The organism is Aromatoleum evansii (genome assembly GCF_045689615.1).
Classification (GTDB): domain Bacteria; phylum Pseudomonadota; class Gammaproteobacteria; order Burkholderiales; family Rhodocyclaceae; genus Aromatoleum; species Aromatoleum evansii.
In genome coordinates this window covers 2,456,910-2,481,085 of record NZ_CP141259.1, presented here as the reverse complement: position 1 = coordinate 2,481,085, position 24,176 = coordinate 2,456,910, and the positions used below count along the sequence as shown (strand labels likewise).

21 protein-coding genes, 1 pseudogene and 1 other annotated feature are annotated in these 24,176 nt (G+C 62.8%); of the genes and pseudogenes, 8 read left to right on the top strand and 14 right to left on the bottom strand.

The window, feature by feature from the left end; translation table 11 throughout:
- Window positions 1–62: 62 nt before the first annotated feature.
- Both U5817_RS11605 and U5817_RS11600 read left to right on the top strand, forming a co-directional pair.
- Window positions 63–749, top strand: coding sequence for a heavy metal response regulator transcription factor (locus U5817_RS11605; protein ID WP_018992692.1), 687 nt, complete (start codon window positions 63–65; stop codon window positions 747–749).
- 2 nt (window positions 750–751) lie between these two features.
- Entirely contained in the window at window positions 752–2,083 is a 1,332-nt protein-coding gene (locus tag U5817_RS11600; RefSeq protein WP_018992693.1) for a heavy metal sensor histidine kinase, read from the top strand.
- Here U5817_RS11600 and U5817_RS11595 read toward each other — a convergent pair.
- Genes U5817_RS11595 through merT form a run of 3 tightly spaced genes read right to left on the bottom strand, consistent with a single transcriptional unit; the run spans window position 2,058 to window position 2,976 of the window.
- Window positions 2,058–2,303, bottom strand: coding sequence for a GDCCVxC domain-containing (seleno)protein (locus tag U5817_RS11595; protein WP_084600602.1), 246 nt, complete (start codon window positions 2,301–2,303; stop codon window positions 2,058–2,060). The genes U5817_RS11600 and U5817_RS11595 overlap by 26 nt on opposite strands.
- Window positions 2,300–2,581: a mercury resistance system periplasmic binding protein MerP gene (gene merP / locus U5817_RS11590; RefSeq protein ID WP_026296324.1), complete on the bottom strand. Its 282-nt coding sequence runs from the start codon at window positions 2,579–2,581 to the stop codon at window positions 2,300–2,302. Before merP ends, U5817_RS11595 begins: the two co-directional genes overlap by 4 nt.
- A gap of 20 nt (window positions 2,582–2,601) precedes the next feature.
- Complete coding sequence (gene merT, locus U5817_RS11585) at window positions 2,602–2,976, bottom strand: mercuric ion transporter MerT (protein ID WP_018992695.1); 375 nt, start codon at window positions 2,974–2,976, stop codon at window positions 2,602–2,604.
- A gap of 39 nt (window positions 2,977–3,015) precedes the next feature.
- Between merT and merR the strand changes: the two genes are divergently transcribed.
- Both merR and U5817_RS11575 read left to right on the top strand, forming a co-directional pair.
- On the top strand, window positions 3,016–3,429 hold the full coding sequence (merR, locus tag U5817_RS11580; protein ID WP_018992696.1) for an Hg(II)-responsive transcriptional regulator: 414 nt from the start codon (window positions 3,016–3,018) through the stop codon (window positions 3,427–3,429).
- The gene (locus U5817_RS11575) at window positions 3,426–3,764 is read left to right on the top strand and encodes a YnfA family protein (protein ID WP_018992697.1); all 339 of its coding nucleotides are present in this window, start codon (window positions 3,426–3,428) and stop codon (window positions 3,762–3,764) included. The genes merR and U5817_RS11575 overlap by 4 nt, the downstream gene beginning before the upstream one ends.
- A 228-nt stretch (window positions 3,765–3,992) precedes the next feature.
- Here the strand turns inward: U5817_RS11575 and U5817_RS11570 are convergent, their stop codons facing one another.
- From U5817_RS11570 to U5817_RS11555, 4 genes are all read right to left on the bottom strand, one after another.
- The gene (locus U5817_RS11570) at window positions 3,993–4,457 is read right to left on the bottom strand and encodes a disulfide bond formation protein B (RefSeq protein WP_018992698.1); all 465 of its coding nucleotides are present in this window, start codon (window positions 4,455–4,457) and stop codon (window positions 3,993–3,995) included.
- 141 nt (window positions 4,458–4,598) lie between these two features.
- Entirely contained in the window at window positions 4,599–4,850 is a 252-nt protein-coding gene (locus U5817_RS11565; RefSeq protein ID WP_232429036.1) for a hypothetical protein, read from the bottom strand.
- 81 nt (window positions 4,851–4,931) lie between these two features.
- On the bottom strand, window positions 4,932–5,117 hold the full coding sequence (locus U5817_RS11560) for a hypothetical protein (RefSeq protein WP_407280858.1): 186 nt from the start codon (window positions 5,115–5,117) through the stop codon (window positions 4,932–4,934).
- A 51-nt stretch (window positions 5,118–5,168) separates the two neighbouring features.
- The gene (locus tag U5817_RS11555; RefSeq protein WP_018992701.1) at window positions 5,169–7,571 is read right to left on the bottom strand and encodes a heavy metal translocating P-type ATPase; all 2,403 of its coding nucleotides are present in this window, start codon (window positions 7,569–7,571) and stop codon (window positions 5,169–5,171) included.
- A gap of 111 nt (window positions 7,572–7,682) precedes the next feature.
- On the opposite strand from U5817_RS11555, the gene cadR reads away from it, so the two are divergent.
- Window positions 7,683–8,153, top strand: a complete 471-nt coding sequence (gene cadR, locus U5817_RS11550) for a Cd(II)/Pb(II)-responsive transcriptional regulator (protein ID WP_018992702.1) — start codon at window positions 7,683–7,685, stop codon at window positions 8,151–8,153.
- Window positions 8,154–8,293: 140 nt separating this feature from the next.
- Window positions 8,294–8,539, top strand: a pseudogene (locus tag U5817_RS11545) (transposase); the annotation flags it as partial.
- Between the two features lie 411 nt (window positions 8,540–8,950).
- Here the strand turns inward: U5817_RS11545 and U5817_RS11540 are convergent.
- The gene (locus U5817_RS11540) at window positions 8,951–9,583 is read right to left on the bottom strand and encodes a response regulator transcription factor (protein ID WP_018992705.1); all 633 of its coding nucleotides are present in this window, start codon (window positions 9,581–9,583) and stop codon (window positions 8,951–8,953) included.
- A complete protein-coding gene (locus U5817_RS11535) occupies window positions 9,584–11,002 on the bottom strand; it encodes a sensor histidine kinase (protein WP_018992706.1) in 1,419 nt (472 codons plus the stop codon).
- A 160-nt stretch (window positions 11,003–11,162) separates the two neighbouring features.
- Between U5817_RS11535 and U5817_RS11530 the strand changes: the two genes are divergently transcribed.
- Window positions 11,163–13,457: a TonB-dependent receptor gene (locus U5817_RS11530; RefSeq protein ID WP_018992707.1), complete on the top strand. Its 2,295-nt coding sequence runs from the start codon at window positions 11,163–11,165 to the stop codon at window positions 13,455–13,457.
- A gap of 449 nt (window positions 13,458–13,906) precedes the next feature.
- Here U5817_RS11530 and U5817_RS11525 read toward each other — a convergent pair whose 3' ends face one another.
- The 4 genes from U5817_RS11525 to U5817_RS11510 form a co-directional block, all read right to left on the bottom strand.
- Window positions 13,907–16,261: a S8 family peptidase gene (locus tag U5817_RS11525; RefSeq protein ID WP_407280855.1), complete on the bottom strand. Its 2,355-nt coding sequence runs from the start codon at window positions 16,259–16,261 to the stop codon at window positions 13,907–13,909.
- A 147-nt stretch (window positions 16,262–16,408) separates the two neighbouring features.
- Entirely contained in the window at window positions 16,409–17,329 is a 921-nt protein-coding gene (locus U5817_RS11520; protein WP_407280854.1) for an AAA family ATPase, read from the bottom strand.
- Window positions 17,330–17,492: 163 nt separating this feature from the next.
- Window positions 17,493–18,721 (bottom strand): IS3 family transposase gene (locus U5817_RS11515; RefSeq protein ID WP_407280852.1). Its coding sequence is split into 2 segments (ribosomal slippage): window positions 17,493–18,433 and window positions 18,433–18,721, totalling 1,230 coding nucleotides; the frame shifts between segments, so codons are not numbered across the junction.
- Window positions 18,327–18,443: a sequence feature (AL1L pseudoknot), on the bottom strand. It overlaps the preceding gene by 117 nt.
- A gap of 333 nt (window positions 18,722–19,054) precedes the next feature.
- A complete protein-coding gene (locus U5817_RS11510; protein ID WP_191659116.1) occupies window positions 19,055–20,233 on the bottom strand; it encodes a tyrosine-type recombinase/integrase in 1,179 nt (392 codons plus the stop codon).
- A 189-nt stretch (window positions 20,234–20,422) separates the two neighbouring features.
- Here U5817_RS11510 and U5817_RS11505 point away from each other — a divergent pair, with 189 nt between their 5' ends.
- Window positions 20,423–21,523: a DNA-binding protein gene (locus U5817_RS11505; RefSeq protein WP_407280850.1), complete on the top strand. Its 1,101-nt coding sequence runs from the start codon at window positions 20,423–20,425 to the stop codon at window positions 21,521–21,523.
- 303 nt (window positions 21,524–21,826) lie between these two features.
- Here U5817_RS11505 and U5817_RS11500 read toward each other — a convergent pair whose 3' ends face one another.
- Window positions 21,827–24,058, bottom strand: coding sequence for a DUF6351 family protein (locus U5817_RS11500; protein WP_407280848.1), 2,232 nt, complete (start codon window positions 24,056–24,058; stop codon window positions 21,827–21,829).
- Between the last annotated feature and the right edge of the window lie 118 nt (window positions 24,059–24,176).

Genomic DNA, 24,176 nt, shown 5'->3' with positions numbered 1-24,176 from the left:
GCGAACAGCCCGATTACGAATTCGTAATGTCGCCGCACTGCGCTCTTCGCGATAATTCGCGCATGAAAATCCTGGTCGTCGAAGATGAGCCGAAGCTCGCCGAATACCTGCGCAAGGCGCTGACCGAGAGCAGCTACGTCGTGGATGTCGCCCACAGCGGCACCGAGGGGCGCTACCTCGCGATCGAAGGGCATTACGATCTCGTCCTGCTCGATGTCATGCTGCCGGGCCTGGATGGTTTCGCCGTCCTGCGCGAAATGCGGCGCGACAAGCACGTACCGGTGCTGATGCTCACCGCGCGGGACAAGGTGGAGGATCGCGTGAAGGGGCTGCAGGCGGGGGCGGATGACTATCTCGTAAAACCTTTCGCCCTGTCCGAACTGCTCGCACGCGTACACGCGCTGTTGCGGCGTGGCGCCATTCCGACGGCCGGTCAGGATCTCACGGTCCTCAGCCTGGCCGACCTCGAACTCGATCTGGTGCGGCGCAAGGCGTCGCGCTCCGGGCAGCGGCTCGATCTGACGGCCAAGGAATTCACGCTGCTGACCTTGCTCTTGCGTCGGCACGGACAGGTGCTGTCGCGCACCGCGCTGGCCGAGCAGGTGTGGGACATGAACTTCGACAGCAATACGAATGTTGTGGAGGTTGCCGTGCGCCGCCTGCGCAGCAAGCTCGATGACCCCTTCGCGAGGAAGTTGCTGCACACCGTGCGCGGCATGGGCTACGTCCTGGAAGACCGGGAGCCCTGAGGATGCGTAATTCGCGTTCGCTTGGCCGTTGGCTGTCATGGTGGCTTGCCGTGCAGACCTTCATCGGGCTCGGATTCGTCTGCGCCGTCGTGTATGTGGCCACCAGCCTCAACTTTTCCGCCAGGCAGGCTGAGGAGCTGCGGCACAAGCAGGACGTGATCCGCCACCTTGTCCGCGAGATCGCGACGCCGGAGGACCTGCCGAGCCTACGTCACAAACTCGACGATTTCTTCATCGGCCACGCCGACCTCAAACTGCGGCTGACCGCGGACGCCGAGACGCTCCTCTACATGACGCCACCGGCCCCCGAGCCCCCCGCGAACCTGCGTCGGGTTAAATTCGAGATCCCTTCACCGTGGTCGGGCGCAGTCGTGCTGCGTGCCGAATTGGCGCTCGACAGCAGTTCCGATGCCCAATTGCTGAGGCAACTGGCGTGGACGCTACTGGCGAGTGCGCTGGCCGGCGCCGTGCTCGTCTCCGGCGGGGGGGCGTGGCTCGTGCGGCGCGCGCTGTTGCCTGTTCGCGACCTGGCTCGGCAAGCGGCCGCGCTCAGTCCGGAAAATGTCGGACAGCCGCTGGACGGCTCCGCGCAGGCGCAGGAACTGCAGCCGCTGGTCGCGCAGTTCAACGCGCTGCTTGTGCGGCTGGACAACGCATACCGGCAACTGGAAGGCTTCAATGCGGACGTCGCCCATGAACTGCGCACGCCGCTGGCGACACTGATCGGCGAGACCGAACTCGTCCTGAGCCGCGAACGCGGCATTCCCGAGTTGCGGGACGTGCTGGGATCAAACCTCGAGGACCTGCATCGCCTGGCGGGTCTCGTCAATGACATGCTGTTCCTGTCGAAAGCGGATCGGGGCGAACGTGCCCGCCGGCAGCCTGTTGGCAGGCTTGCCGGGGTTGCTGCGGAGGTGGTCGAGTTCCACGATGCCGCGCTGCAGGAAGCCGGCGTGAGCGTTCGCGTGCGTGGGGACAGTAGTGGTGCATTCGATGCACCCTTGTTGCGGCGGGCACTATCGAATCTCCTCGCCAATGCCACCCGGTTCGCCGAGCGGGGGTCTGTCATCGACGTGGCTATCGAGCCGGGCACCGCCGGCGCCGTACGGTTATCCGTCAGCAACGTCGGTCCAGTGATTCCTGCGCAGGATCTGCCCCGTCTTTTCGACCGCTTCTATCGGGCGGATTTGGCGCGCGAACACGGGGACTTCAATCACGGCCTTGGATTGTCGATCGTCGCGGCGATCGCACGTATGCATGGTGGTAACACCTTCGCCCAGTCGTCGGCCGGCAGGACGACAATCGGCTTCAGTCTGTCGGGCGAGAGTGGCTGATGCCCCTGGGGGTACGCGGGCGGCCGAGCGCCTGAACCGGTGGGCAAGGCACGGTGCCGTACGAGCAAAACACGCAGCAGTCACCTGGCAGCGGCCTGAATACGGTGTGGCACCGCTCGCACTCATAGAACCACTGGCAGGCGTCCGTCGGCATCGTTTCTGTCTTCGCGTGACCGCAGGACGGACAGGACAGCGTCGATTCGAGATCGATCCCGCTCATGGCTTGCGCTCCGTGAGGCCCGACGGATAACCCGCGTCCCGCGTGGCGCGGGTCAGCGCCTCGACAGTGGTCTTGACGTCGTCGAAGGTGACGATAGCTTCGCGCCGGTCGAGGCTCACCGTGACCGCCTCCACTCCGGCAACCTTGCTCAGCGCTTTCTTGAGGGTGATCGGGCAGACCGGACAGTCCATCGTCGGCACGGACAGCGTGACCGTCGTGGATGCCGCCCATGCCGGCAGGGCGAACGTGGCCAACCATGCCAGCACCAGCGGACGTATTCTCACGTGCGGATCTCCTCTCAGTAGAACCAGGGCGCCATGGTGGGAAAAACCAGCGCGACCAGCACCAGCACGGCCACGACCGCGAACAGCCGCTTGTACAGCCGGTTGACCGGCGGGAGCGCGCACCCTGCGCCTGGCGGGCACGCAACGACTGGTCGCCAGATGCGTCGCCAGGCCAGCACCAACGACACCACGGCCAGTGCGATGAACAGCGGGCGATAGGGTTCGAGCGCAGTCAGCGTACCAATCCATGCACCGGAGAAGCCGAGCGCAAGCAGCACCAATGGCCCCAAGCAACAGGCGGAAGCCAGGATGGCCGCCACACCGCCGGTGAGCAGGCTGCCGCGCCCGTCACGGCGCGGGAGAGTCTCGATCGAGCTTTTCGGGTGCATGGTGTAAGCTTACTTCCGTACTTAAGTACGGAGTCAAGCATGATGAAAACCCTCTGCGCCGGTTTCACCATCGGCGTTCTGGCAGAGGCGGCAGGCGTCGGCGTCGAGACCATCCGTTTCTACCAGCGCAAGGGCCTGCTTCCCGAACCTGAGCGGCCGCGCAGCAGCATTCGCCGCTACTCCGACGACGACCTTGCCCGCGTGCGCTTTATCAAATCTGCACAAAGGCTCGGCTTTTCGCTGGATGAAGTAGGCGAACTGCTGAAACTGGAGGACGGCGCCCATTGCGACGAGGCGCGCAGCCTCGCCGAGCGCAAACTGGGGGACGTGCGAGTGAGACTCGCTGATCTGCGCAACATCGAGGCGGTGCTGAGCCAGTTGGTTACCCGCTGCGGATCGTCACATGGGGCGGTAACCTGCCCGCTCATCGCTTCGTTGCAGGGGCGCCCATGATCGAACTGGCAAGATTGAGCGCGCTGTTCGCGGTCACGGCGCTCGCCGAGATCATTGGCTGCTATCTGCCGTTCCTGGTGCTGAAGCAGGGCAAGACCGCCTGGCTATTGATCCCGGCTGCGCTGTCCCTGGCACTGTTCGCCTGGCTGCTGACGCTGCATCCGACCGCAGCTGGACGAACTTATGCGGCGTATGGGGGCATGTACATCGCCGTTGCCTTGCTGTGGCTGCGGTTCATCGATGGCGTGCTGCTGACGCGCTGGGATATCGCAGGTGCGGCCATCGCACTGGCCGGCATGGCGGTCATTGCGCTGCAGCCGTCGGGGGGAATTTAGGAGCGGCTGTCGGTGTGGCGCGGCAAGCCATGCTGCGATCAAGACCGTCTCCTCGCTCTACGAGATTGGCAACGCCTCACGGGGTTCGCGATCTTATTCGGCAATGACCGCAATTCGTTCGCCACCACCAGCAGGCCTGCCCGCCTGTCGGTGAATACGGTCATCCAAGGGCTGGCGTACCCATCAGTGCCAGGACAAAGAGGTGCGCGACAATGCGAATGCTTGTATTCATTTTGAGCTCTTGAAGTGCGCCGCGACCAACAGTGCGCCGATGACGGAAAACGCCACCGTCGACAACAGTGGAATCGTCTCGAAACCGAACCACATATTGGCTTGTAGCTTTGAGTCGCGTATGCCCTGGATGCAGGACTTGAATGCCTCTGCCGCGGGTATGGTTTCCGTAATCAGAAGCAGGTGGACAACCGCGAGCAGCCAGCCGATACCGGCTAACGGGAGTGCGAAGTACACCACCCGGCGGTCGAAGATGATGAGTCCCGCGAAAGATACGGGAACCAAGGGAAACAGGAAGATCCGCTGATACAGGCACAGTACGCAACACGGTAGTTGCATGATTCCGCTGAGCGCGAGCGTACCGAGCGTCGCGACGCTACTGACCCCGAAACACGCAAGCATCAGAAACCAGGCGGTGCCAAATAGAGTATTGCCCCGCAAGCATCGGTCGATCTTGGTCAATTCGGGTTCAGTTCCAGTAATGATGCAGCAATGTTTTCAGGGAACGCGCTTGTCGATAGCGCCGTCGGGAAAGGAGCCCAACCAGAAACGACTGGGCCTGAAGCCAAAGCCGGCAGACCGGGGGCCGGCTACCCATCCACCTCACCGAGAAGGCGGTATCCACATGTAATTCTGATGCTGCATCATGTGATCCATCATCTGCTGCTGCATGCCCATGTACCGATCCATCATGTACTGGCGCTGCTTCATCTGGTCCGGAGTGAGTTTCGAGTAGTAGTCTCCCATTCCGCGCCAGCCCATCATGGGGCCGCCCTTCATGCCCCCACTCATCATCGGGCCGCCGGCACAGCAGCCCATCATCCCCGGCCCCCACATGCCGTACATCGTTCCCATGCCGTTGCGCATCGTTTCCCAGTGCTCCTGAAGCAGCTTCTGTCGCTCCTGCGGATCCTGGGTCTAGCGGATTTTCTCCATCTACTCCTGCATCCGCTGCATGGTCTGCTGCATCTGCGCCATTTGCTTGTCGAACTCGGCAACGTCGGGCGCCTGCTGTCGAACCTGAGCGTCTTTCGCGGGCGGGGCCGCCGTCTGCTGGGCCATCCCCGGCACTGCCGAGAAGGAGGCGGTTACCAATGCTGCAATCAAGATCGTCTTCTTCATTTCGCACTCTCCTTGCCTTGTCGACCCGAAAAACTTCGGACGTCTTCGCCCCTATCGCCGCAACAAGCGCAGTCCATTTGCCACGACCAGCAAACTCGCCCCCATGTCCGCGAATACTGCCATCCACATCGTGGCTTGCCCGGTCATGGTCAGCAGAAGAAACACCGCCTTGATGCCAAGCGCCACCACAATGTTCTGGATCAGTACATCGGATGTGGCCTGCGACAGGCGCACGAAGGCGGGGATCTTGCGCAGGTCGTCGTCCATCAACGCCACGTCCGCGGTCTCGATCGCGGTGTCCGTGCCCGCCGCTCCCATCGCGAAGCCGATGTCCGCGCGGGCCAGCGCGGGCGCGTCGTTAATGCCGTCGCCGACCATGCCGACCTTGCCCCCCTTCGGGTGCGCCAGCAACGATTCGATGGTGCTGAGTTTGTCTTCGGGCAGCAGGTTGCCCCTTGCTTCGTCGATACCCACCGCGCGGGCGATCGCTTCGGCCGTATGGGCGTTATCGCCGGTGAGCATCAGCGTCTTCACGCCCAGGGAATGCAGATCGGCGATGGCCTGACGGCTCGTCTCGCGCAGCGTGTCGGCGACTGCGAAGATCGCCAGCACCCCGGTCTGGTCCGCCAACAGCACCGCCGTCTTGCCTTGACGCTCAAGCATGTCGAGCGTCTTTTCGATCTCGGGCGAACACAGCTCGAGTTCCTCAATCAGTCGATGATTGCCAAGTTGATAGACATGACCATCAATGCTGCCACGCACACCGCGGCCCGGAATGGCGGCGAAATCGGCCACCTCGCGTAACACCCATCCCATTTCGACTGCGGCGCGGGCGATCGCCAGCGAGACTGGGTGATCCGAGCGTACGGCGAGACTTCCCGCCAGGATATGGGCCTGGTTCGCGTCGCCGCTCAACACCATGAAGTCCGTCTGGGCGGGTTTGCCGTGCGTAATCGTGCCGGTCTTGTCGAGCGCCAGCGTGGCGAGCTTGTGTCCCTCTTCGAGATACACGCCGCCTTTCACCAGAATGCCCTTGCGGGCGGCCGCGGCGAGACCGCTGACGATCGTGACCGGCGTCGAGATCACCAGTGCGCACGGACAGGCAATCACCAGCAGCACCAAGGCCTTGTAGATCCAGTCCATCCATGCACCGCCGAAAGCCAGCGGCGGCACGCTCGCCACCAGCAGCGCGACGGCGAACACGGCGGGCGTGTAGATCCGGGCGAACTGGTCAACGAAGCGCTGGGTGGGCGCGCGGCTACCCTGGGCCGATTCGACCGCGTGGATGATGCGGGCCAGGGTGGAATGGCTCGCCTCGGCCGTCACGCGATATTCCAGCGATCCCGCTTCATTGATCGTTCCGGCGAACACGTTGTCGCCCTCGGCCTTATCGACCGGCAGGCTCTCGCCGGTGATGGGCGCCTGATTCACCGTAGAACGTCCGCTGATCACCACGCCGTCGAGCGCGATCCGCTCACCCGGACGTATGCGTACCACGGCCTCCAAGGGCACCGCCGTGGCCGGCATGGCCACCCAGCTTCCATCGCCCTGGCGCACGGTCGCGGTGTCGGGCGCGAGTTCCATCAGGCCGCGGATCGCGTCGCGCGCCCTGTCCAGCGATTTTGCTTCGATTACCTCGGCTAGCGTGAAGAGGAACATCACCATTGCCGCTTCGGGCCAGTGTCCGATGAGCATCGCGCCGGTCACGGCAATCGACATGAGTGCGTTGATGTTGAGGTTGCGATGCCTGAGGGCGATCCAGCCTTTCTTGTAGGTCGACAGGCCGCCACTGAGGATCGACACGAGTGCGAGCGCCAGTACGATCCAGTGGTCGCCGCCGTTGAGCCAATACACCCCCTCGGCCAATGTTGCGGTGACTCCCGCCAGAACCATTGGCCACCGGTGGGTCATCGGTGCGGATCTGGCCGGAGGCGCAGCGCTCTCCGTACCCCCGGCTTCGACCTTCGCCTCGAGACCAATGGCTTTTAGGGCGCCGAGGACCGCGTCCAATGCCCCCGGACGATGCGTCACGCTCAGGCGACGCTGGACGAGGTTGAAATCGAGCGCCGCCACTTCGACCATGCCGGCGAGCTTGCTCCGGATCAACGCCTCCTCGGTGGGGCAGTCCATGCCGGCGATCGTGAGCGTCGTGCGCAGCGGGGCGCTGGTTATCTCGATGCGTGGTGCCAGCTCGCCGCTGGCCGCCAAGGCCGCGTCGACCGCGGCCGGTGAGTGCATGTGATCGCTCACGTCCAACGTGCGCAGTGTCAGCGCAAGATCGAGTCCCGTCACGCCGTCGAGGGGCTCCAGGTTGTTGCGGACCAGCGCCGCGTCGGTGGGGCAGTCGACGTCGTCGAGACGCGATGGCTTCCACTGGGGGGCGTTGGCGGAAGAGTCGCCCGGCGATCGCGGTACGGAGGCACAACCGCAGTCTCCGACGTTGCATTTGCTCATGCTCAATTCCCTTGTCTGGTCACAAGGTCATTTAACAATCTGTAGTCACTACAGAGTCAAGCACCTAGAATGCAGGCACGACATTTGTCCCCGCGTGGAGGGAAATGCAAGATGAAAATCGGTGAACTGGGAAGAGTCACCGGCACCCCGGTAGAGACCATCCGCTACTACGAGCGCGAAGGGTTGCTGGCTGCCCAGGCGCGTACGGAAGGAAATTTCCGCATTTACGACGCGAGTCACGTGGAGCGCTTGTCGTTTATCCGCCATTGCCGATCGCTGGATATGGCATTGGACGAGGTTCGCATCCTGCTGCGCTTCAAGGATGCGCCGGGCGAGAACTGTGGCGACGTGAACACGTTGCTCGACGCGCACATCGGCCATGTCGCGGCACGTATCCGCGAACTTCGCGCGCTGGAGCGGCAACTCCGGAGCTTGCGCGAAAGGTGTCACGACGCGCGGGACGCAGCCCACTGCGGCATCCTGAACGAGCTGTCACAGCCCCCGCGCCAGGGAGCGAGTAACGAGGGTGGGCATGTGCACGGCGTGCATGGCGGTGCCCGCGCCCGCAACGCCGGAAAATGATTTCGGCATGGACGCGCCAAAATGAATGGCACCGCGCCCTGCAGACACTTCAATCCGAAACGTAGTCGGGTTGATCGGGGTGGCGTATGTTTCCTGTGCGGGGAGGCCGCTCCATGAAAGCAGGTGGCCATCGCGAATTGCATGAGGAAGAGCTGGAGGTCATGCAGGCGCGGCTCGATGACGCGCCTGACAGCATACGGATCCGCCGTCGGACCGTCGAACACCCCTTTGGCACCCTCAAGGCCTAGATGGGCGCAACCCATTTCCTGACCAGGGAGCTCGAACGCGTCAGAACGGAGACGAGTCTGCACGTTCTGGCGTACAACCTGACGCCGGTGATGAAGCTGATGGGAAACGAGGCGCCGATGGTGGCGATGAGAGTCTGAAGCAGGCCCATTTTACGACCTCAACAGCGTCGCCTCGTCGTCATCGAATGACTTGGGTTGCCAAGGGCCGCGTGGAAGCGGCCCGACAGCTGGCGCATCGTCAACCGTTAATATACAGCCTCGGCCACAACCGGACCTTGATGCACCTTCGAACAGCGGACAGTCGCCACACACTTGGCCGGCGTCGTCCTCCGCCGTGCGTCCTGGGTGGCGTCGATGATGAGTGCATTCACTCTTCGCATAATGCGAAGTTGCTTTTCCTGCGCTCTTGTCGCGCGTAATGGTGACAGACGGTCCGACGTGCTCTCTTCGGCGGACGAGTCCGTCGCAGTCCCGTAATCTACCAGAAAGGGGCTGGCCCGGAGTCCGCCGAGCCAATCGATAAGGGGTGGAGGGCAGGCGCATTTCGGCTCACTCGAGCAATGCGTGGGTTCGCGCGTAGCGAAACATCTCCAGCGCGTTGCCCAGACCGGTTTTCTGCCGGATAGCTGTCTGATAATTGGCCACGGTCTTGCCGCTGACACACAGCCGCCCGGCGATCTCGTCTACCGCCAGCCCCTGTGCGAGCAGGGTGAATACCTGGAATTCCCGTGGCGACAGCACCAAATGGGGCGCCTGGCTGTCGTTCCCGGCTTCGTTCAAGGCGTGTGCGGCCTCCTGCGACAACGGGTGCCCGCCCGCGCCGAGGTCCAGCACTGCCGAGATCAACGCGTCCGGCGCGCTGCTCTTGGTCAAATAGCCGTCGGCTCCCGCCTGCATCGCCTGACTGACCATTGCCGGCGCGCCATGCATGCTGAAGACGAGGATTTTCAGCGTTGGCACTCTGGCTTTCAGTCGCCGCAACGTTTCGAGGCCGCCGCGGCCGGGCATGGAAAGATCGAGAACAAGAATATCGGCGTGATTGGCGCACAGCCACGTGTATGCCGTTTCGCAGTCGCCAAATTCCGCCACCACGGTGACATTCGGCTCGAGTTCCAACAACCGTCTAAAGCCGGTGCGCACCACGGCGTGATCGTCGGCGATTGCCACGCGCAGGCAGGTCATTCAGTTGGCCTCCAGTTCGTCGTTGCGCATGCTAGGGGCGCCTGAAGCGCGTTCCGCTTCCGGGCAAGGAAAGCATGCGACCAGACGCAGCCCCGGCGCCGCGCCCGTTGGCCCCCGATCCAGCATTTCCAGTTCGCCACCATGTGCCCAGACCCGCTCACGAATGCCGGCCAAGCCGTTGCCCTGCTGCAATGCCTCGTTGTACGAGCCGATGCCGACGCCGTCGTCACATACTGACCACTCGATGGCCCGCCCGGGGCGGGCGACGAGGCGGACTGCCGCCGTCTTGGCGTCGGCGTGGCGGGCCACGTTGGTCAGCGCCTCCTGGGTCATGCGGTACAGGGTCAGTGCCAGAGCTTGCGGGATATCGATGTCGCCGAGGTCGACCGTCAGCCGGTATTCGATCGTTTGGCCCGGACGGTTACGCCAGCTCTCGACCAAGGCCTCGACGAGCTCGTCGATCGGAATCGGCCCGCGGTTCGTTGCATCGTTCGGCTTGCCGAGCCAGCCCAGCAGGTTGCGGATGTCCTGCTGGACACGGGCGCATTGCTGCTCCAGTTCCGCGACGACAGCGTGCAGTTCCGGCTGCTGAGCGGTCCGCCGCAGCAGATAGGTCGCGTCCGCACGCATCGCGGTGAGCGACTGGCCGAGTTCGTCATGCAGTTCGCGGGCGATGTGACTGCGCTCGTCCTCCTGCAGGGTCAGCAGCTTCAGGCTGAGCAGGCGTCGCTCCTCCTGTATCTCGCCCAGTGCCGCTGCCAAGTGGTTGAGCGCACGCGCGATCACATCCATTTCGCGGATACGCATCGCCGGCAGCCGTGCGCGATAGTCCTGGCGTTCGAATGCGTCAATGGTGTCCAGAATGCGGCGCAGCGGTGCGAAGGCATGACGGACCGCCCAGTACAGGGCCACCAGCAGGCACAGGCTATAGAGGAGCAGGACACCGGTGACGCCGACGATGTCGTCGAATGCCTCTCTTTGCTCGCTGAACGGATTCGTGGTCAGCGTGACGCGAAAGCTGCGGCCATCCGCACGCTCGAGATGCCAGGACGACTCCTCCGCGGCATGCGGGCGCGCAAAGAGGTTCAGCAGCCACAGGAAGGGTCGCATCGCGAGCGGCGGCAACTCCTCCGCCTTCGACTGCGCCAGTAGTTCCCCGCTGCCCGCATCTTCGAGCCGGAAGTCGAGGTGGCGCAAATGCCCCACCTCGCGCAGGGCCCCGATCTTCTCCTGGAGCCCGCTTTCCGCAACGTTCTGCAAAGCGGCGAGCTGGCTGCTCAGCTGCGCAAGCTGCCCTGCGCCCAGCCCCTCCCGACGCACGTCCGATCGCGCCTGCCACACCGCGAGCAGCAGGACGCAGAGCAGACAGGCAAGCGAAATCGCCGCTGCGCGGCGCAACAGTACGTAGGTCAGTTCCATGGGGGGAGTATCACGTCGGCCCGATAGGAGGCGCATCGAGAAAATCGGGAATTTTTCCTATGGAAGGCAAGGCGCGGCCTGCGTACGCTGCGACGTGCAGCCGGCGGGACCACGGCACAGGCGACCCACCGACGGATACCAGCAGACTACGAGGACTATCATGCAGCCCGACCGCCGGCCACCGATCCGCAAAGCACTCGCGATCCTGATCGCTTCCCTGGGACCTGTCACGACGGTCGCGGCCGCCGAGACGGTCGAGCTCGCGCCGGTGGAGGTCGTCGGCACCACGCCGCTACCCGGTATCGGCCTTCCAAGAGAACAGGTCCCCGCCAATGTCCAGACCTTGAACAGCCGGCAACTGCGCGAGGCGGGCGGTGTGTCACTGGCCGAGGACCTGCAGCGCAGGCTGCCCAGCGTCAATGTCAACGAGATCCAGGGCAACCCCTACCAGGCCGATGTCAATTACCGTGGCTTTTCCGCCTCGCCGCTGCTCGGAACACCCCAAGGCCTCTCCGTGTTCCTCGACGGCGTGCGCGTCAACGAGCCGTTCGGCGATGTGGTCAATTGGGATCTGATCCCCCAGGCGGCGATCGCGACGATGACGCTCGTGCCCGGCTCCAACCCGCTTTACGGACTGAACACCCTCGGGGGCGCGCTGGCAATCCAGACCAAGCGCGGCGACACTCACCCGGGCGGCGCGATGGAGCTGTACGGTGGTTCCTTTAATCGCCGCGGCGGATCCGTGGAGCACGGCGGCAAGCGCGACGAACTCTCCTGGTTTGTCGCTGCCGAGGGGATGAAGGAGGACGGATGGCGCGACCGTTCTCCGTCGGAGGTCGGCCAGCTGTTCGGCAAGCTCGCATGGACCAAGTGGGGGACGGATGTCGCGCTGACCCTCGCTCACGCCAGCACCGACCTGATCGGCAACGGTCTGGTGCCGGAGAGCATGCAGCGCCAGCGGCGTGAGGCGATCTTCACCCATCCGGACCAGACGAAGAACCGGAGCACGTTGTTGGCGCTCTCCGGGAGCCATTGGCTGAACGACAACGACCAGATCTCCGGCACGATCTACGCGCGGCGCACCCGCACCCGCACGCTCAACGGCGACGGCAACGACGAGTATGAGAACGAGTTCGAGGAATGGGCCGATGCCGGCTTCACCGCCGGCGACGGCCCGGAAAGCGGTGCGCTCAACCGCACCCGCACCGACCAGAACGCCGCGGGGCTGGCTCTTCAGTGGAGCCGCATCGCCGGTGCGCACCAGTTCGCCGTCGGCGTGTCCCACGACCGCAGCCGTGCCGGCTTCCGCCAGAGTGAGCAGGGCGGCGAACTCACCGGGAGCCGCGGCATCGCCGCGGCAGAGGACGAGGATCAGGTGAACAGCCTGCTCGGCCGCACCCGAACCATCAGCGTCCATGCCACCGACACCGTCATGCTGGCCCCCTCCGTGCATATGACCGGCTCGCTGCGTTTCAATCGCACCAGGGTCATCAACCGGGACCGCATGGGCGACACCCTCAACGGCGACTTCACCTATCACAAGCTCAACCCCGCGCTGGGCCTCACTTGGCAAGCCGCGCCGGCTGTTACCGTCTTCGGCGGCTTCTCCCAGGGCAACCGCGCGCCGACGCCGATCGAACTGGGCTGTGCGGATCCCGAGAATGCCTGCAGCCTGCCCAATGCGATGGCCGCTGACCCTTTCCTCGATCAGGTCGTCACCCGGACCTTCGAGCTCGGGGTGCGTGGCAAGCTCGCCGGAAACGTGCAGTGGAACGCAAGCGCCTTCCGCAGCACCAACCGCGACGACATCCTCTTCGTCGGCACGGGCGGCAGCCTCGGCTATTTCACCAATTTCGGGCGCACCCGCCGCCAGGGCATCGAACTGGGCCTGACCGGGGAAAGAGGCGCCCTCGACTGGCGGGTGAACTACAGCTACCTCGAGGCCACCTTCCAGTCCTCCGCCTGCATCCTCGCCGAGAACAACAGCACGGAGGGTGACGGCTGTCCCGACGACGAAATCCGCGTTTCGCGCGGCGACCGGCTTCCGGGACTGCCACGGCACAGCCTGAAGCTCGGTCTCGACTGGCGCGCCGGCGACGCCCTTCGCCTCGGGGCCGACCTCCTCGCATACTCCGGCCAATATGTGCGCGGGAACGAGAACAACCGCCATGAACCCGACGGCGAGTTCGGAGGCCGCGGGAAGCTTCCCGGATATGCCGTCGTCAATGTGAGTGCCGACTACCGGTTCGCGCGCGGCTGGACCCTGTTCGGCCGCATCGACAACCTCTTCGACAAGCGCTACGTGACCGCCGGTGCGCTGGCGGAGAATCCTTTCGTCGGCGCGGGCAACGCGTTTGCCGCGGATCCCGGCGAATGGCGCCATGAACGGTTCGTCGCCCCCGGCACGCCGCGCAGCGCGTGGATCGGCGTGCGTTACACCTGGAAGGGGAGCTAATCCGTTGCTGGCACTCGACCCGCCACAAAGGAACATGTGGAAGCCGTCGTTGGCCCGTAGTTTGCGCTCCGTAAGAATTTCCGAAGCCCGGCTACATGGAATGGCATCCGTTTAACGAATTCTCAAGGTCTCTTGGAGCCACGTAACGTGTTCAAGCGCGGATTGCCGGCGCGCCTATCCGTTGCATGCGCCCATGCATGAAGTGTCAGGGGGCAAATCTCCATGTCGCTTGACAAGACGTTTTGAACGTTTGCTTGGCTCTCGGCCGAACGACCGGTACGGTTGCCGACCCTGGGGGATAATGTCAAGCGAAGAAGGGCAGGGGAGCAACCCCGACTTCTGGTCGTCGGCTGGGACGGCCGTTCAGCTCCCGGCGAGCGAGCGGCCGTAGTCTGCTTGCCGCGCCGGCCACCCAGCGGCCGTTGGGGCTGAACGAAGGCTCCAGCCAATTACGTGGCAACAGCGGCTGCAATCTGGGTTTGTGCGATCAGGTGCTCGACCACTGCGTAGAGGTCCTGTTCCACCGTCGGTGCTTCGATGGACACCACCAGCGCATAGCGAGCCGTCCGGTCGAAACGGCCAACCGCCGGACGATTGCGCCACCAACCCATTGCCGGGAAGACGGCCAATTGACCGCGATTGGCCAGTTCCGCCGCACTTCCAGTCCAGCTATCACTGAGGATCGAGCCACGAGCTCGAAGTCGACCGAGGAACCAGCCGCCGTCGCCTGCGCTGGATCCAGGTAGCCCAGCCTCTTCTTCTTGAGCACGCAGATTAATTCGGGCGCGGAACTGGGCCTCAGTTTCGAGCGGGCGGCGCACCGCGAATCGCAAGGCGTGCGACTGGTATGCGTACTTGTCCGTGTTACCACGCTCCCCAGGATTCGGCTCAATAAAATACGACAGCGTTACACGCAGAGTCACTTGCGTGTTGCCAAGCGCCAAGAGCGAATCCTGTGGCCACGGCAGGTCATGCAGGTGCATGTCCCGAGTCTTGATGCCACTGCTCGTTTTCTCATAGGGCTGGAGTGAATCCTGGACAATCAGGTTCAACGAGTTGGCTGCGCTCCAAAGTGCGCGCTCAAGGCTGGGGACGCCGTAGCCGCAGTGCCGCAACAGGCTGGTCAGAGCCTGCTGCGACCTGCCGTTAGGGAGGTACTCCGTCAGCATCGCATCCGTCCACCGGGCAGAGTGGACGATCATAGCCCGGACTGTCTCCGGCCAGAATTGAGGGTAAGACGCCCACAACTTCGCAGCGAAGTTTGCTCCGAGCGCGGTTGCCGCACTGGTTGCCCAGGTGGTCCAGAAGAGCCGCTCGGTTGGCTGGTGATGCGTCGTCAGCAACGACAGGCTGACAAACGTGCTGCAGAAGGCTTCGGAATCCTTGCCTACGTTCCCGCCTTCAAAGACCACATCGGGTTTCCAAGGCCACTCTCGGGGCCATGTCGCTGAGGTCGTCGTGTACGGACTTAGCGCACCTACTTCAGCGACGGCTCTATAATCCTCAGCATCTTTGTCGGTAATGTCGGTCAGCTGCGTGTAGGCACCAACAGTGAGTGCATTCCACGCTTGCCCTGGATCTCGAATGCTGTCGGTTGACAAGCTGGCCGGATAGTCGCCCCACGAATCGTTGTTGCTGTTGCCGGCGGCGATCACGAACAACCGAGGCTTTTCGCCCTGATTGTCGTAGTCACACGCCAACCGGTCCACCGCAGCTGACCACGACGATGGACGGCCTCGATCGCGACCATCTCTTGCCGTGATTGCCATCGCGAATACACGAGTGCGGTCATTGTTTGCTTCCTCTGGGAGCATCACTGCTGCTCCCGTTAGGCTACCGAATACCTCGCCTTGGTTATCGCCGGTATGGCGCAGTACCTTCACCGACTCAAGGCCGTGCGAAATCTCGAGAGCATGGTTGGATTCGAGCGCACGCGCCAAATCACCGTACATCACGAGGCCGGCCAGCTGTGTTCCATGACCGTTGGTGTCGTCGGTAGCCCACGCTTCGCTGATCGAGTAGAGGTCGGTGGTGTGAGCGTGGGGCGTGAGGAGCGGATGGCCGATATTGACCCCGGTGTCCAGTAGCGTGACGCAAATCGGCAACGATGCACCGGGCGTAACCCGGGTTAGCAGTTCATCCACCCAACCGTCTTGATCTTCGACTGGCAACGAATCGAAGAACTCCGCTGTGTCCTTCGCGCGTCTCAGCTCGGCGATTGCGTTCAGTAGCAACGGGGAGCTGAGAATAAGCGCCTGAGAGCCATACATGAGGACTACAGATCGCTCCGGAAAGTGCACGGCTTGATCCCGCGTCTGCATGCCTGAGAGTTCGGCGATTCGCCTGAATTCATCAATCGTGCGTAGGCGGTGCTCTCCGGCGGGAAGCCAGGCCTCCCACCAGATGGGCTGCTCCATATCCGCCGGAAGTGCTTCAGGTGCGTCAGTCCAGAGAGACTCGAAAGTTGCAGCGCGGACCGTCTGGATCGCGTCGACCAAGGGCTGGTTCTTGGGCTGACCGGATTGTGTCTCTTGTTCTGCATACGCGGTCAGGATGTGCTCGAAGTGAACGAGCTTTCCATCCGGGACGAAAACCGTGGCGAATACCTTTTCTTCACGCTTTCGCACGTTCATCAGTTCGATGCCGCTACGGTCGCGCGCTAAGCTTTCGGTCGCCAGCCTTACGCTGTCGAAACTCTCGAATTCGACCTGGATTCCGACGCCAACTTCGAGGTTGGCATCCTTTTGCTGTGCGACGAGCGATCCCTGCGCTGCCGCCACCTCCTGAAGCTGCTCACGGAGCACTGCCGCGTGCTGGATTCGGTCTTGGGGTGGAACGGGCGGTTTCGGCCCTGCGCGTCCCGGTGACGCGTAGGGTTCGGTCTTGCTTGTGTTAAGAAGGACGAAATGAGGCCTGTGGATCGGCTGATCAGCCATGCGAAAACCTGGAGATTATTCTTTGTTTGTCTGCAGCGCCCTTTGCCGCATCACCTGGCGTTGCTGCAACAGGCCCAGTAGTTCCTGGCCGCTGACCGTCTCGCGGTCGTGCATCACGCTTTCCTTGATGGCGTCTTCCATCGCCCGCGTAATGTCCGCGTGGCTCAGGCCTTGAGCAGCGATGGCTAAGCTGCCCCAGTCAGTGGTCTTCGCCATGTAGCGGCTGAGGCGATTACGCAGGAGGTCCTTGGCTTCGCTGTCAGTAGGCACGTGGTACTCGATCACGTCGTCAAATCGGCGGAACAGCGCTTGATCGAGGATGTCCGGATGATTGGTTGCGGCGACGATCACACTGTTCGACTCATCCTGTTCGATCATCAGCAAGAAACTGTTGAGGATCCGGCGGATTTCTCCCACATCGTTGGCTAGTCCCCGCTGACTGCCGATCGCATCGAATTCATCGAAGAAGTACACGCCCCGGGTTTCGCTGACGGCATCGAACACCTGCCTAAGTTTGGCGGCCGTTTCGCCCATGAACTTCGTGATAAGAGCATCTAAACGGACAACGAACAGAGGGATGCTCAGTTCTCCTGCGAGAGCCGCCGCGGTCATGGTCTTCCCCGTCCCCGACGGACCCACGAGCAAGAGCTTGCGGCGTGGCTGGAGGCCGTGGCTGCGCAGCTTCCCTTGGTGACGCTGCTCCTTGAGAACTTGCTGGAGCGCTTCCGCTACTTCCTGCGCGAGCACCATATCGGCAAGCTTCCGTGCCGGATAGGACACGTGCAGAAGCGATGCGAGCTCGCCCTTAGGCCTAGCGATGGGAACGGCACCTCGACCTGGCACTGCCTCGGCTCGACGCTGCTTTGCCGCATCGATAAGCTCGCGCAACTCCTCAGCCAGCTTCCCGTGACCCTGCTTCGCTTCGTGGGCCGCCATCTGCATCGCCACGGAAAAAAAATGCCGCTCGTCTCCCTCCAAGTGGGAGCGAAGTAGGGCCTTGAGTTGGTCGCCAGTTGCCATAGTCCCGACATTGTCTCCAAACTGCGATCTCAAGGGAACTTGAATCGCCCCGGGTTCCGTGGAGGCCGGTTGGTTTAAGTCAGGCCGCGATGGCGGTCTGACGGGCGAGTTGCCTGTAGTAGTTTGCCTCAGCTTCTGCGGGCGGGATATACCCGATGGGTTCGAGCAGCCGGTGGTGGTTAAACCAGGACACCCATTCCAGCGTTGCCAGCTCCACGGATTCCTTGGTTTTCCAGGGTGCTCGCCGGTGGATCATCTCTGCCTTGTACAAACCATTGATCGTCTCTGCCAGAGCATTGTCATAGCTGTCGCCCTTGCTGCCGACGGACGGCTCTATACCTGCTTCGGCCAGGCGCTCGCTGTAGCGGATCGAGACGTACTGCGAGCCTCTGTCGGAGTGGTGGATCAGGGCTTCTTCGGGACTTGGCTGGCGGGCGTACAGCGCCTGCTCCAGGGCATCGAGCACGAAGTCCGTGTGCATGGAACTGCTCACACGCCAGCCCACGATGCGTCGGGCAAAGACATCGATGACGAAGGCCACATACAGCCAGCCTTGCCAGGTCGAGACATAAGTGAAGTCCGAGACCCACAACTGGTTGGGGCGGTCGGCCTTGAACTGCCGATTGACCCGATCCAGCGGACACGCCGCCTTGCTGTCGCTGATCGTGGTGCGCACGACCTTGCCTCGTACGACACCACGCAGCCCATGACGGCGCATAAGTCGCTCGACCGTGCAGCGGGCTACCGCGACACCTTCCCGGTTCAGTTGCCGCCAGACCTTGTCGGCACCATAAACCTGCAGGTTGGCTTGCCAGACGCGCTCGATCTCGGGCATCAACATCTCGTCGCGCTGCACTCTCTGACTGCGTCGTTCAGGATTGCGCAGCAGCGCGACATGGCGCCGGTAGCCGGATGGGGCGATCTGCAATTGCCTGCAGATCGGCTCGACCCCGAAGGCATCGCGATGCGCGTCGACGAAGGCTCTCAGGACTTGAATCGGCGGTCGAGCTCCGCCTGGGCGAAAAACGCGCTGGCAAGCTTCAGAATCTCATTGGCTTTGCGCAACTCACGGACCTCGCGCTCCAGTTCCTTGACGCGTTTCTGATCGGCCGTGGTAGGTCCCTCGCGCTGTCCGCTATCCCGTTCGTGCTGACGCACCCAGGTCAGCAACGTCTGCGGCGTGCAACTAATCTTGGCGGCGATGGATTCAACGGCTGCCCACTGCGACGGATGATCGCCGCGACACTCGGCAACCATGCGCACCGCACGCTCACGGACTTCGGGGGAGAACTTCACGGACTTCTTCATGGCTCTATCTTCTCAAGAGTTAGAGCCTCCATCAAACCCGGGGCGATTCAACTATCCATGCCGCTGCAGCAATGTATCAGGCATATCGACCGTGCTGCAGCACTCCGCGGAAATCGTCCTCTAAGCAACATCTGCTGCAGACTTCAGTCCTCGTGACTGCACAGATCGGGTAAGCCCCCTCCATGAAATCCACCAAGACCTCCAGTTGAGTGGTGATCGACGAAGGATCGTTTGAATCGCGCTGCTGACCATTTCAGCGTCGTCAGCAATGCCGCACACCCGGCGGCCTGTATGAATATTGAGCTGGGCGGGGAGCGTCGGGCCAATCGGTGTCTACCAACCGATCCGATGCTTTTGTTCCGTCTCCTTGTGACGAACATCATCATCTGTGTGCAAGTACTGGCTGGTGGTCTTCAGCGATTCATGCCCCAAATTGTCGCGGATCGAGCGCAGGTCAATCTGCTGATCAGCCATATGCGAACCAGCGGTGTGCCGTAGCCAGTGAGCGGAGGCCCGCTCGAGTTGATCGGCTCGAGCGGCATATCCCTCGCCACGTTGCCGTAGCCGGGACGCTGCGCCGTCGAAGACCTTTTTCACGATCGCGTGCAGCGCGGCTCGGGTGAGCGGTTCCCGTGATTTGCCAATGGGAAGCACGAGCGGCGTGTCTTCGGCGGGCGTGGGGTAGGGCGCAAGCCCACATTCACGGCGGTACCGGGCGAGTTCCACGATCATCTCGTTGGTGGCCGGCACCAATCGTTCCTTCTCGCCCTTGCCGAGCACTTCCAGCCACCAACGCTCCTCGCCGTCGCGATCGCGCCGGCAGAAGAAGGCGCCCATGGTGTTGGAGCCGACTTCGGAAATCCGCAGCCCGCCCAAGTAGAGGAGGGTGAAGAGCCACCGAATTCGAAAATAGTGCGCCCGCTGCCGATCGGTCTCGCACGGCAGCCCCTCGATATAGGCTTTCACCTCCTGCCAGAGATCGGCGTCGAGGTAGCGCGTAATGCGTGGCTTCGGCCGCCGGGTGCGGTGTCGCGACAACGACAGCGGGTTGCCGGCCAGGTAGCCGGCCTGCACGAGCCACGCGAACATCACGTTGAGGATCACCATTGCTTGCCGCTGGCTCGACGGGGACAGTGGTCCGTAGAACGGACGCCAGCGCGGATCCCCTCGCGGGTGCTTCCGACCGGCGCCGGCCACCCACTTGTCGCGCGGCTGCGGATCGGAAAGAAACCGCTGGTACACGAGGAAGTCCTCGTGCGTGAGCGATGAGATCGGCCGTCCGAGCTGAAACACCGCCCAGAGATACAGCCGCTCGGCTTCCTTGCGGTAGTTATCGAAGGTCGTGCGCGTGTCGGCAAAGCGCGCGAGCCACGCTTGAATGGCCTGCAGGTCGTTGGCTGCCGCAATCTGGGCAACCTTGCCGACGGCACGATTGTGGCCGTGACTGCCGTCCAGATCCGATGGAAGCCGAAGGCCCTCGAATGGGCCGGGAACCAAGAGGGAATCAGCCATTTTGCGTATCCTCGGAGCGATCCCAGTACTCATTATTTCTTAACCGTGAACGTGCCGCAATTTTTCGACATTAGAGTCATAATGTCAAATCTTAGGCGCCGAGCGTACGATTTACTACGTTTTACGTTGTATTAGTTATAAAATTCCCGTCAAACATCGCCGTTTGTCCTGTGGAGCCCAGTCGCAGCCATGAACATTGAAAGCGAAATCCGTGAGGCCATCGACGCGCTGCGCGACACGACGGCGAACACTCAAGAGCTGTATCGAGAGGCTTGCGCGCTATTGTTCTTCCGCTACGGCATCACGCCGACCGCCAACAAGCTCTATCATTTCGTCAGAAAAGGGAGCATGTCTGCGCCGGCGGAAGCCTTGGCGCGTTTCTGGGAGGAGTTGCGAGAGAAGAGCCGGGTCCGCATCGAACACCCTGACCTTCCCGACACACTGAAAGCGGCGGCCGGGGAATTGGTCGGCCGGCTATGGAACGATGCCCAAGCGGCTGCACATGAAGATCTGAGCGCCTTTCGACAGGAGGCCGAGGCTCGCGTCGTCGCGGCCGAGGCTGCAACGCGGCGCCTCGAGCACGACTGGCAGGCTGCCAACGACGAGCTCGAGCATCTGCACGAGGCGCTGGATGGGGCTTCGGAGCGCAACCTTTCACTGGAACGCGCTGTGGCAGCGGAGCGCGCAGAAAAGGAGGCGCTTGCCCGGGAGCTTTCGTCAGCACGGCAACAGCACCAGGCGCTCGAAGTGGAATTGTCCGCGGCACGCAAGGACTTTGCGTCCGAGCTCGAAAAGCTGCACGCTGCCTTGCGGCGTGCGGAGGATCGCTACGAAGCGGCCGAGAAACGTGCGCTACTGGAAATCGACCGCGAGCGCACGACCACGGCGAAGATGCAGAAGGAACTGACTCAAATGCAGCTGGCGAATGCGGATCTCGTTCAACGGCAGCGCGACGAACTCGGTGCCCTCCAACGCGAGTTGGGAGACATCCGTCAAAACCTGGGAGCCGCAGAAGGCAGTCTCATCAAGATGCAGGAGGTCGCGGGGCAGCACATCGCACAGATCGACGCGCTGCGCGGGCAGCTTTCACAGCGAACAACCGAGGCTGCGCTCCTGCGGCGCGAGTTGAAGCTCCGTGAAGAGAAGATCAAGACTATGGCGCAGCAAGTGCGGCCCGCGCCAGAACTGGGCGATGCACGCCCCGGCGCGAAGCCCAACGCGCGAAAGCCGAAGCCCACGTCGCCGGCTGCAGCGTCGGGTACTGTACCGTCCCGAAAGCTTGCTAGATGAGAATCGCTGCGCGGCGACAAGACTTCGAAAATATTCTGCAGCCCAAGATCGCACGACACAACTTCGCGAACTCACAGACATTCCGACGGAGTCGGCAAATTGCGTCCAGATTTGGCCCCTTAAACCGTTGAATTCTGTCCACTTGCTCATGTACGTTGTGTATATGGTTCGTATATTACCACCGTTCGTCTTATCCGTCGTGGTTTACATAATACCAATTATGGCGGTTTACGATGCGCCACTGGATCGCCGGTCGACGGCTGTGACACGGACCCGGCCAAGTCTTCGTTGCCGCTAACGAACCTATCTCACCGCCTTGTCGCCCATCACAACAACCGGACGTCCCTGGTCGGGCTGGCGATAATCGCACACGCCGTTGGGAAAAATCCGCTCGAGTTGTGCCTTGTACGGCTGCATGTCCACGGGCTTGTACACGCCACGGTCGAGCGCGGACGACACGCTTTGCAGCGCGCACTTGAAGCGGTCACCGCTGATCCCTTCGCCCGCGACCATGCGGGAGTTGGCGTAGATCGGATAGACGCGCATGCACGCGCCCGTCGGGAGCTGGTTCCAGTCGCCGTCCCACACATGGTCACCCTTGTACATGATCCGGCCGCCCGCGTCGAAACAGCGGTCGCTGGCGGTCTCCGGGCGAGCTTCCGCCCACGAAAGCTGGGAACGCGCGCGTTTTGCACGCAGCCACTGATCGATCGCGGTGAAGGCCTTGGGTGTCGGATCGTAAGCCTTGTCGCTCACCCAGATCGCCTGGTTCCCGGCGTCGCCCTGAGCGGCGATCATCCGCGCACGAGCGGAAAACGATGCGGCAGCGTGATGCATGTCGAGCTCGGCCTCAAGGTACAGGCGCTCGTCGATGACGGGGATGTCGATGCGGCCGAGGAAAACCTGGCCCGAGTGGTAGGCCGCCGCGATCGCTTCGAGGTCGCCGGCAAAGCGCGGCGCCGGTTTCTCGTGGTTTCTGCCGACGTTCATGTTATGGGCGCTCCACGGAGAAAAGTCGCGCAGTTCGCTCTCGCCGCCGTCGATCAGCCAGTAGTGTTCGGGCTGCATGTCCGCAGGTGACTTCCAGCTGCCTATCGTCGCGTTCAGGCGCAGAAACTGCGTCGGATCTATCTGTCTGCGCTGCAGCGCACGGAGGCCGTACTGCACACCCACGTTGTCCCACGGAATGCGCGCATATCCCCGCGCATCGGTACCGAAGAAGCGTTTGAGGTCCTCGAAGTAACTCCAGCGTACCTGCTCGAAAACGTCCCGCGTCAGATGCGATTCGAAGTGCGCAAACCGTGGATTCAGGACCAACGGCGTGAGGCCTCGCCAGCCGACCACGCACTCCGTTTCGCCCTTGCGGTCGGGTACGGATTCCCCGCGCATCATGAAGGCGACCCTGGTCGTGACCTGGATCCGCATCAGCCCGCCCGAGCTTTCATGGCGATTGCTGGCGTTGAAACCTTCTATCCATCTACGCTTCTCGGCCTTGCGCCAGGTGCGGTTGTCCCTGTCGGTAACGTCGAAGTAGTACTCGAGCAATTCGCAGTCGAACACCGGAATCGTCTGCGTGATCATGTCCGGGTAGGAGTATTGGGCGATGGCCGCATCGATGAGGCCGGGGCGGTTCTGCGCGAGCAGATATTGCTGGATCGCGCCGCCTGAAGCGCCAACGCCCACCGTGTAATCGGGCTCGCCGTACAGCGCGACGAACTGCCGCTTGACGCGCAGCGCGGTGTCCTCCGCGAGCCAGATGTCGAAGTGGTTGCGGCTGGTGGTTCCGGTCGATGCAACGACCGCGTAGCCCTGTGCAAGCTGCTCGCGGCGATCGTCGAGGACAGCCTTCACGCTCGCCCTGCCCTGTCGATGACCGATTCCGACGCCGCCGTAAAACTGGTAGATCAAACGGCGGTTCCAGCGGTCGGCGGCCGGGGCGTCGATGAGTTCGCGCGCGCCCTTGAGCGCCGCGATGAGGTAGATGAAGCGGTTGATCGTGCCCATCTCGACACGGATTATGAAGGGCACGGGGGCGCCATTGACGGTGACCGTTTCGACCTCCTCCGTCTCCCCATTCCAGCGCGCAAAGTGTTCCCCGCCCACAGGCTTGTAGAAGTACCAGGCCTTCGTGGGCGCGAGGCAGTCCTTGCTGAACGCCCCTGACGTGCGCTTCTCCCCGTTGGCGGCAGCGGCGAAGTCGGTCGGTGTGCCGATCCCCGCGAAATTGTCCGCCAGCGGCGGACCCAAGCCCGAACTGGCGGTGTCGCAGATGAAGGGATATTGCTTCGGTCCGGCGAACAAGGGCTCGCTCGGGCCTATCTGCCCGAGCATGATCGGGAAACGGAAGGTTTCGGCGGGTCGTTCGAGCCGTGAAGGATGCGGTCCCGCATACGGCTCCGTGGGCGCCCCGGCGTCGAACCCTGGCGGCAAGCCGGCGACCTGCCGATGGCCAGGCTGTCCGCGCCCATCGGACTGGCCACCAAGGGCGACGCCGACGAGGATCAGCCCCGGCCACAGCCACCTTCCTAGCTTCATCTCCGATGTCCTGCCGTGCGCCCCGTCGGGTCCGGCGGAGCCGTCCATGATTCAGATATAGATCACGGGCGTGCGGCTGCAACGCGCCACGACAGGAACGCCAGTCCGAACGAAATTT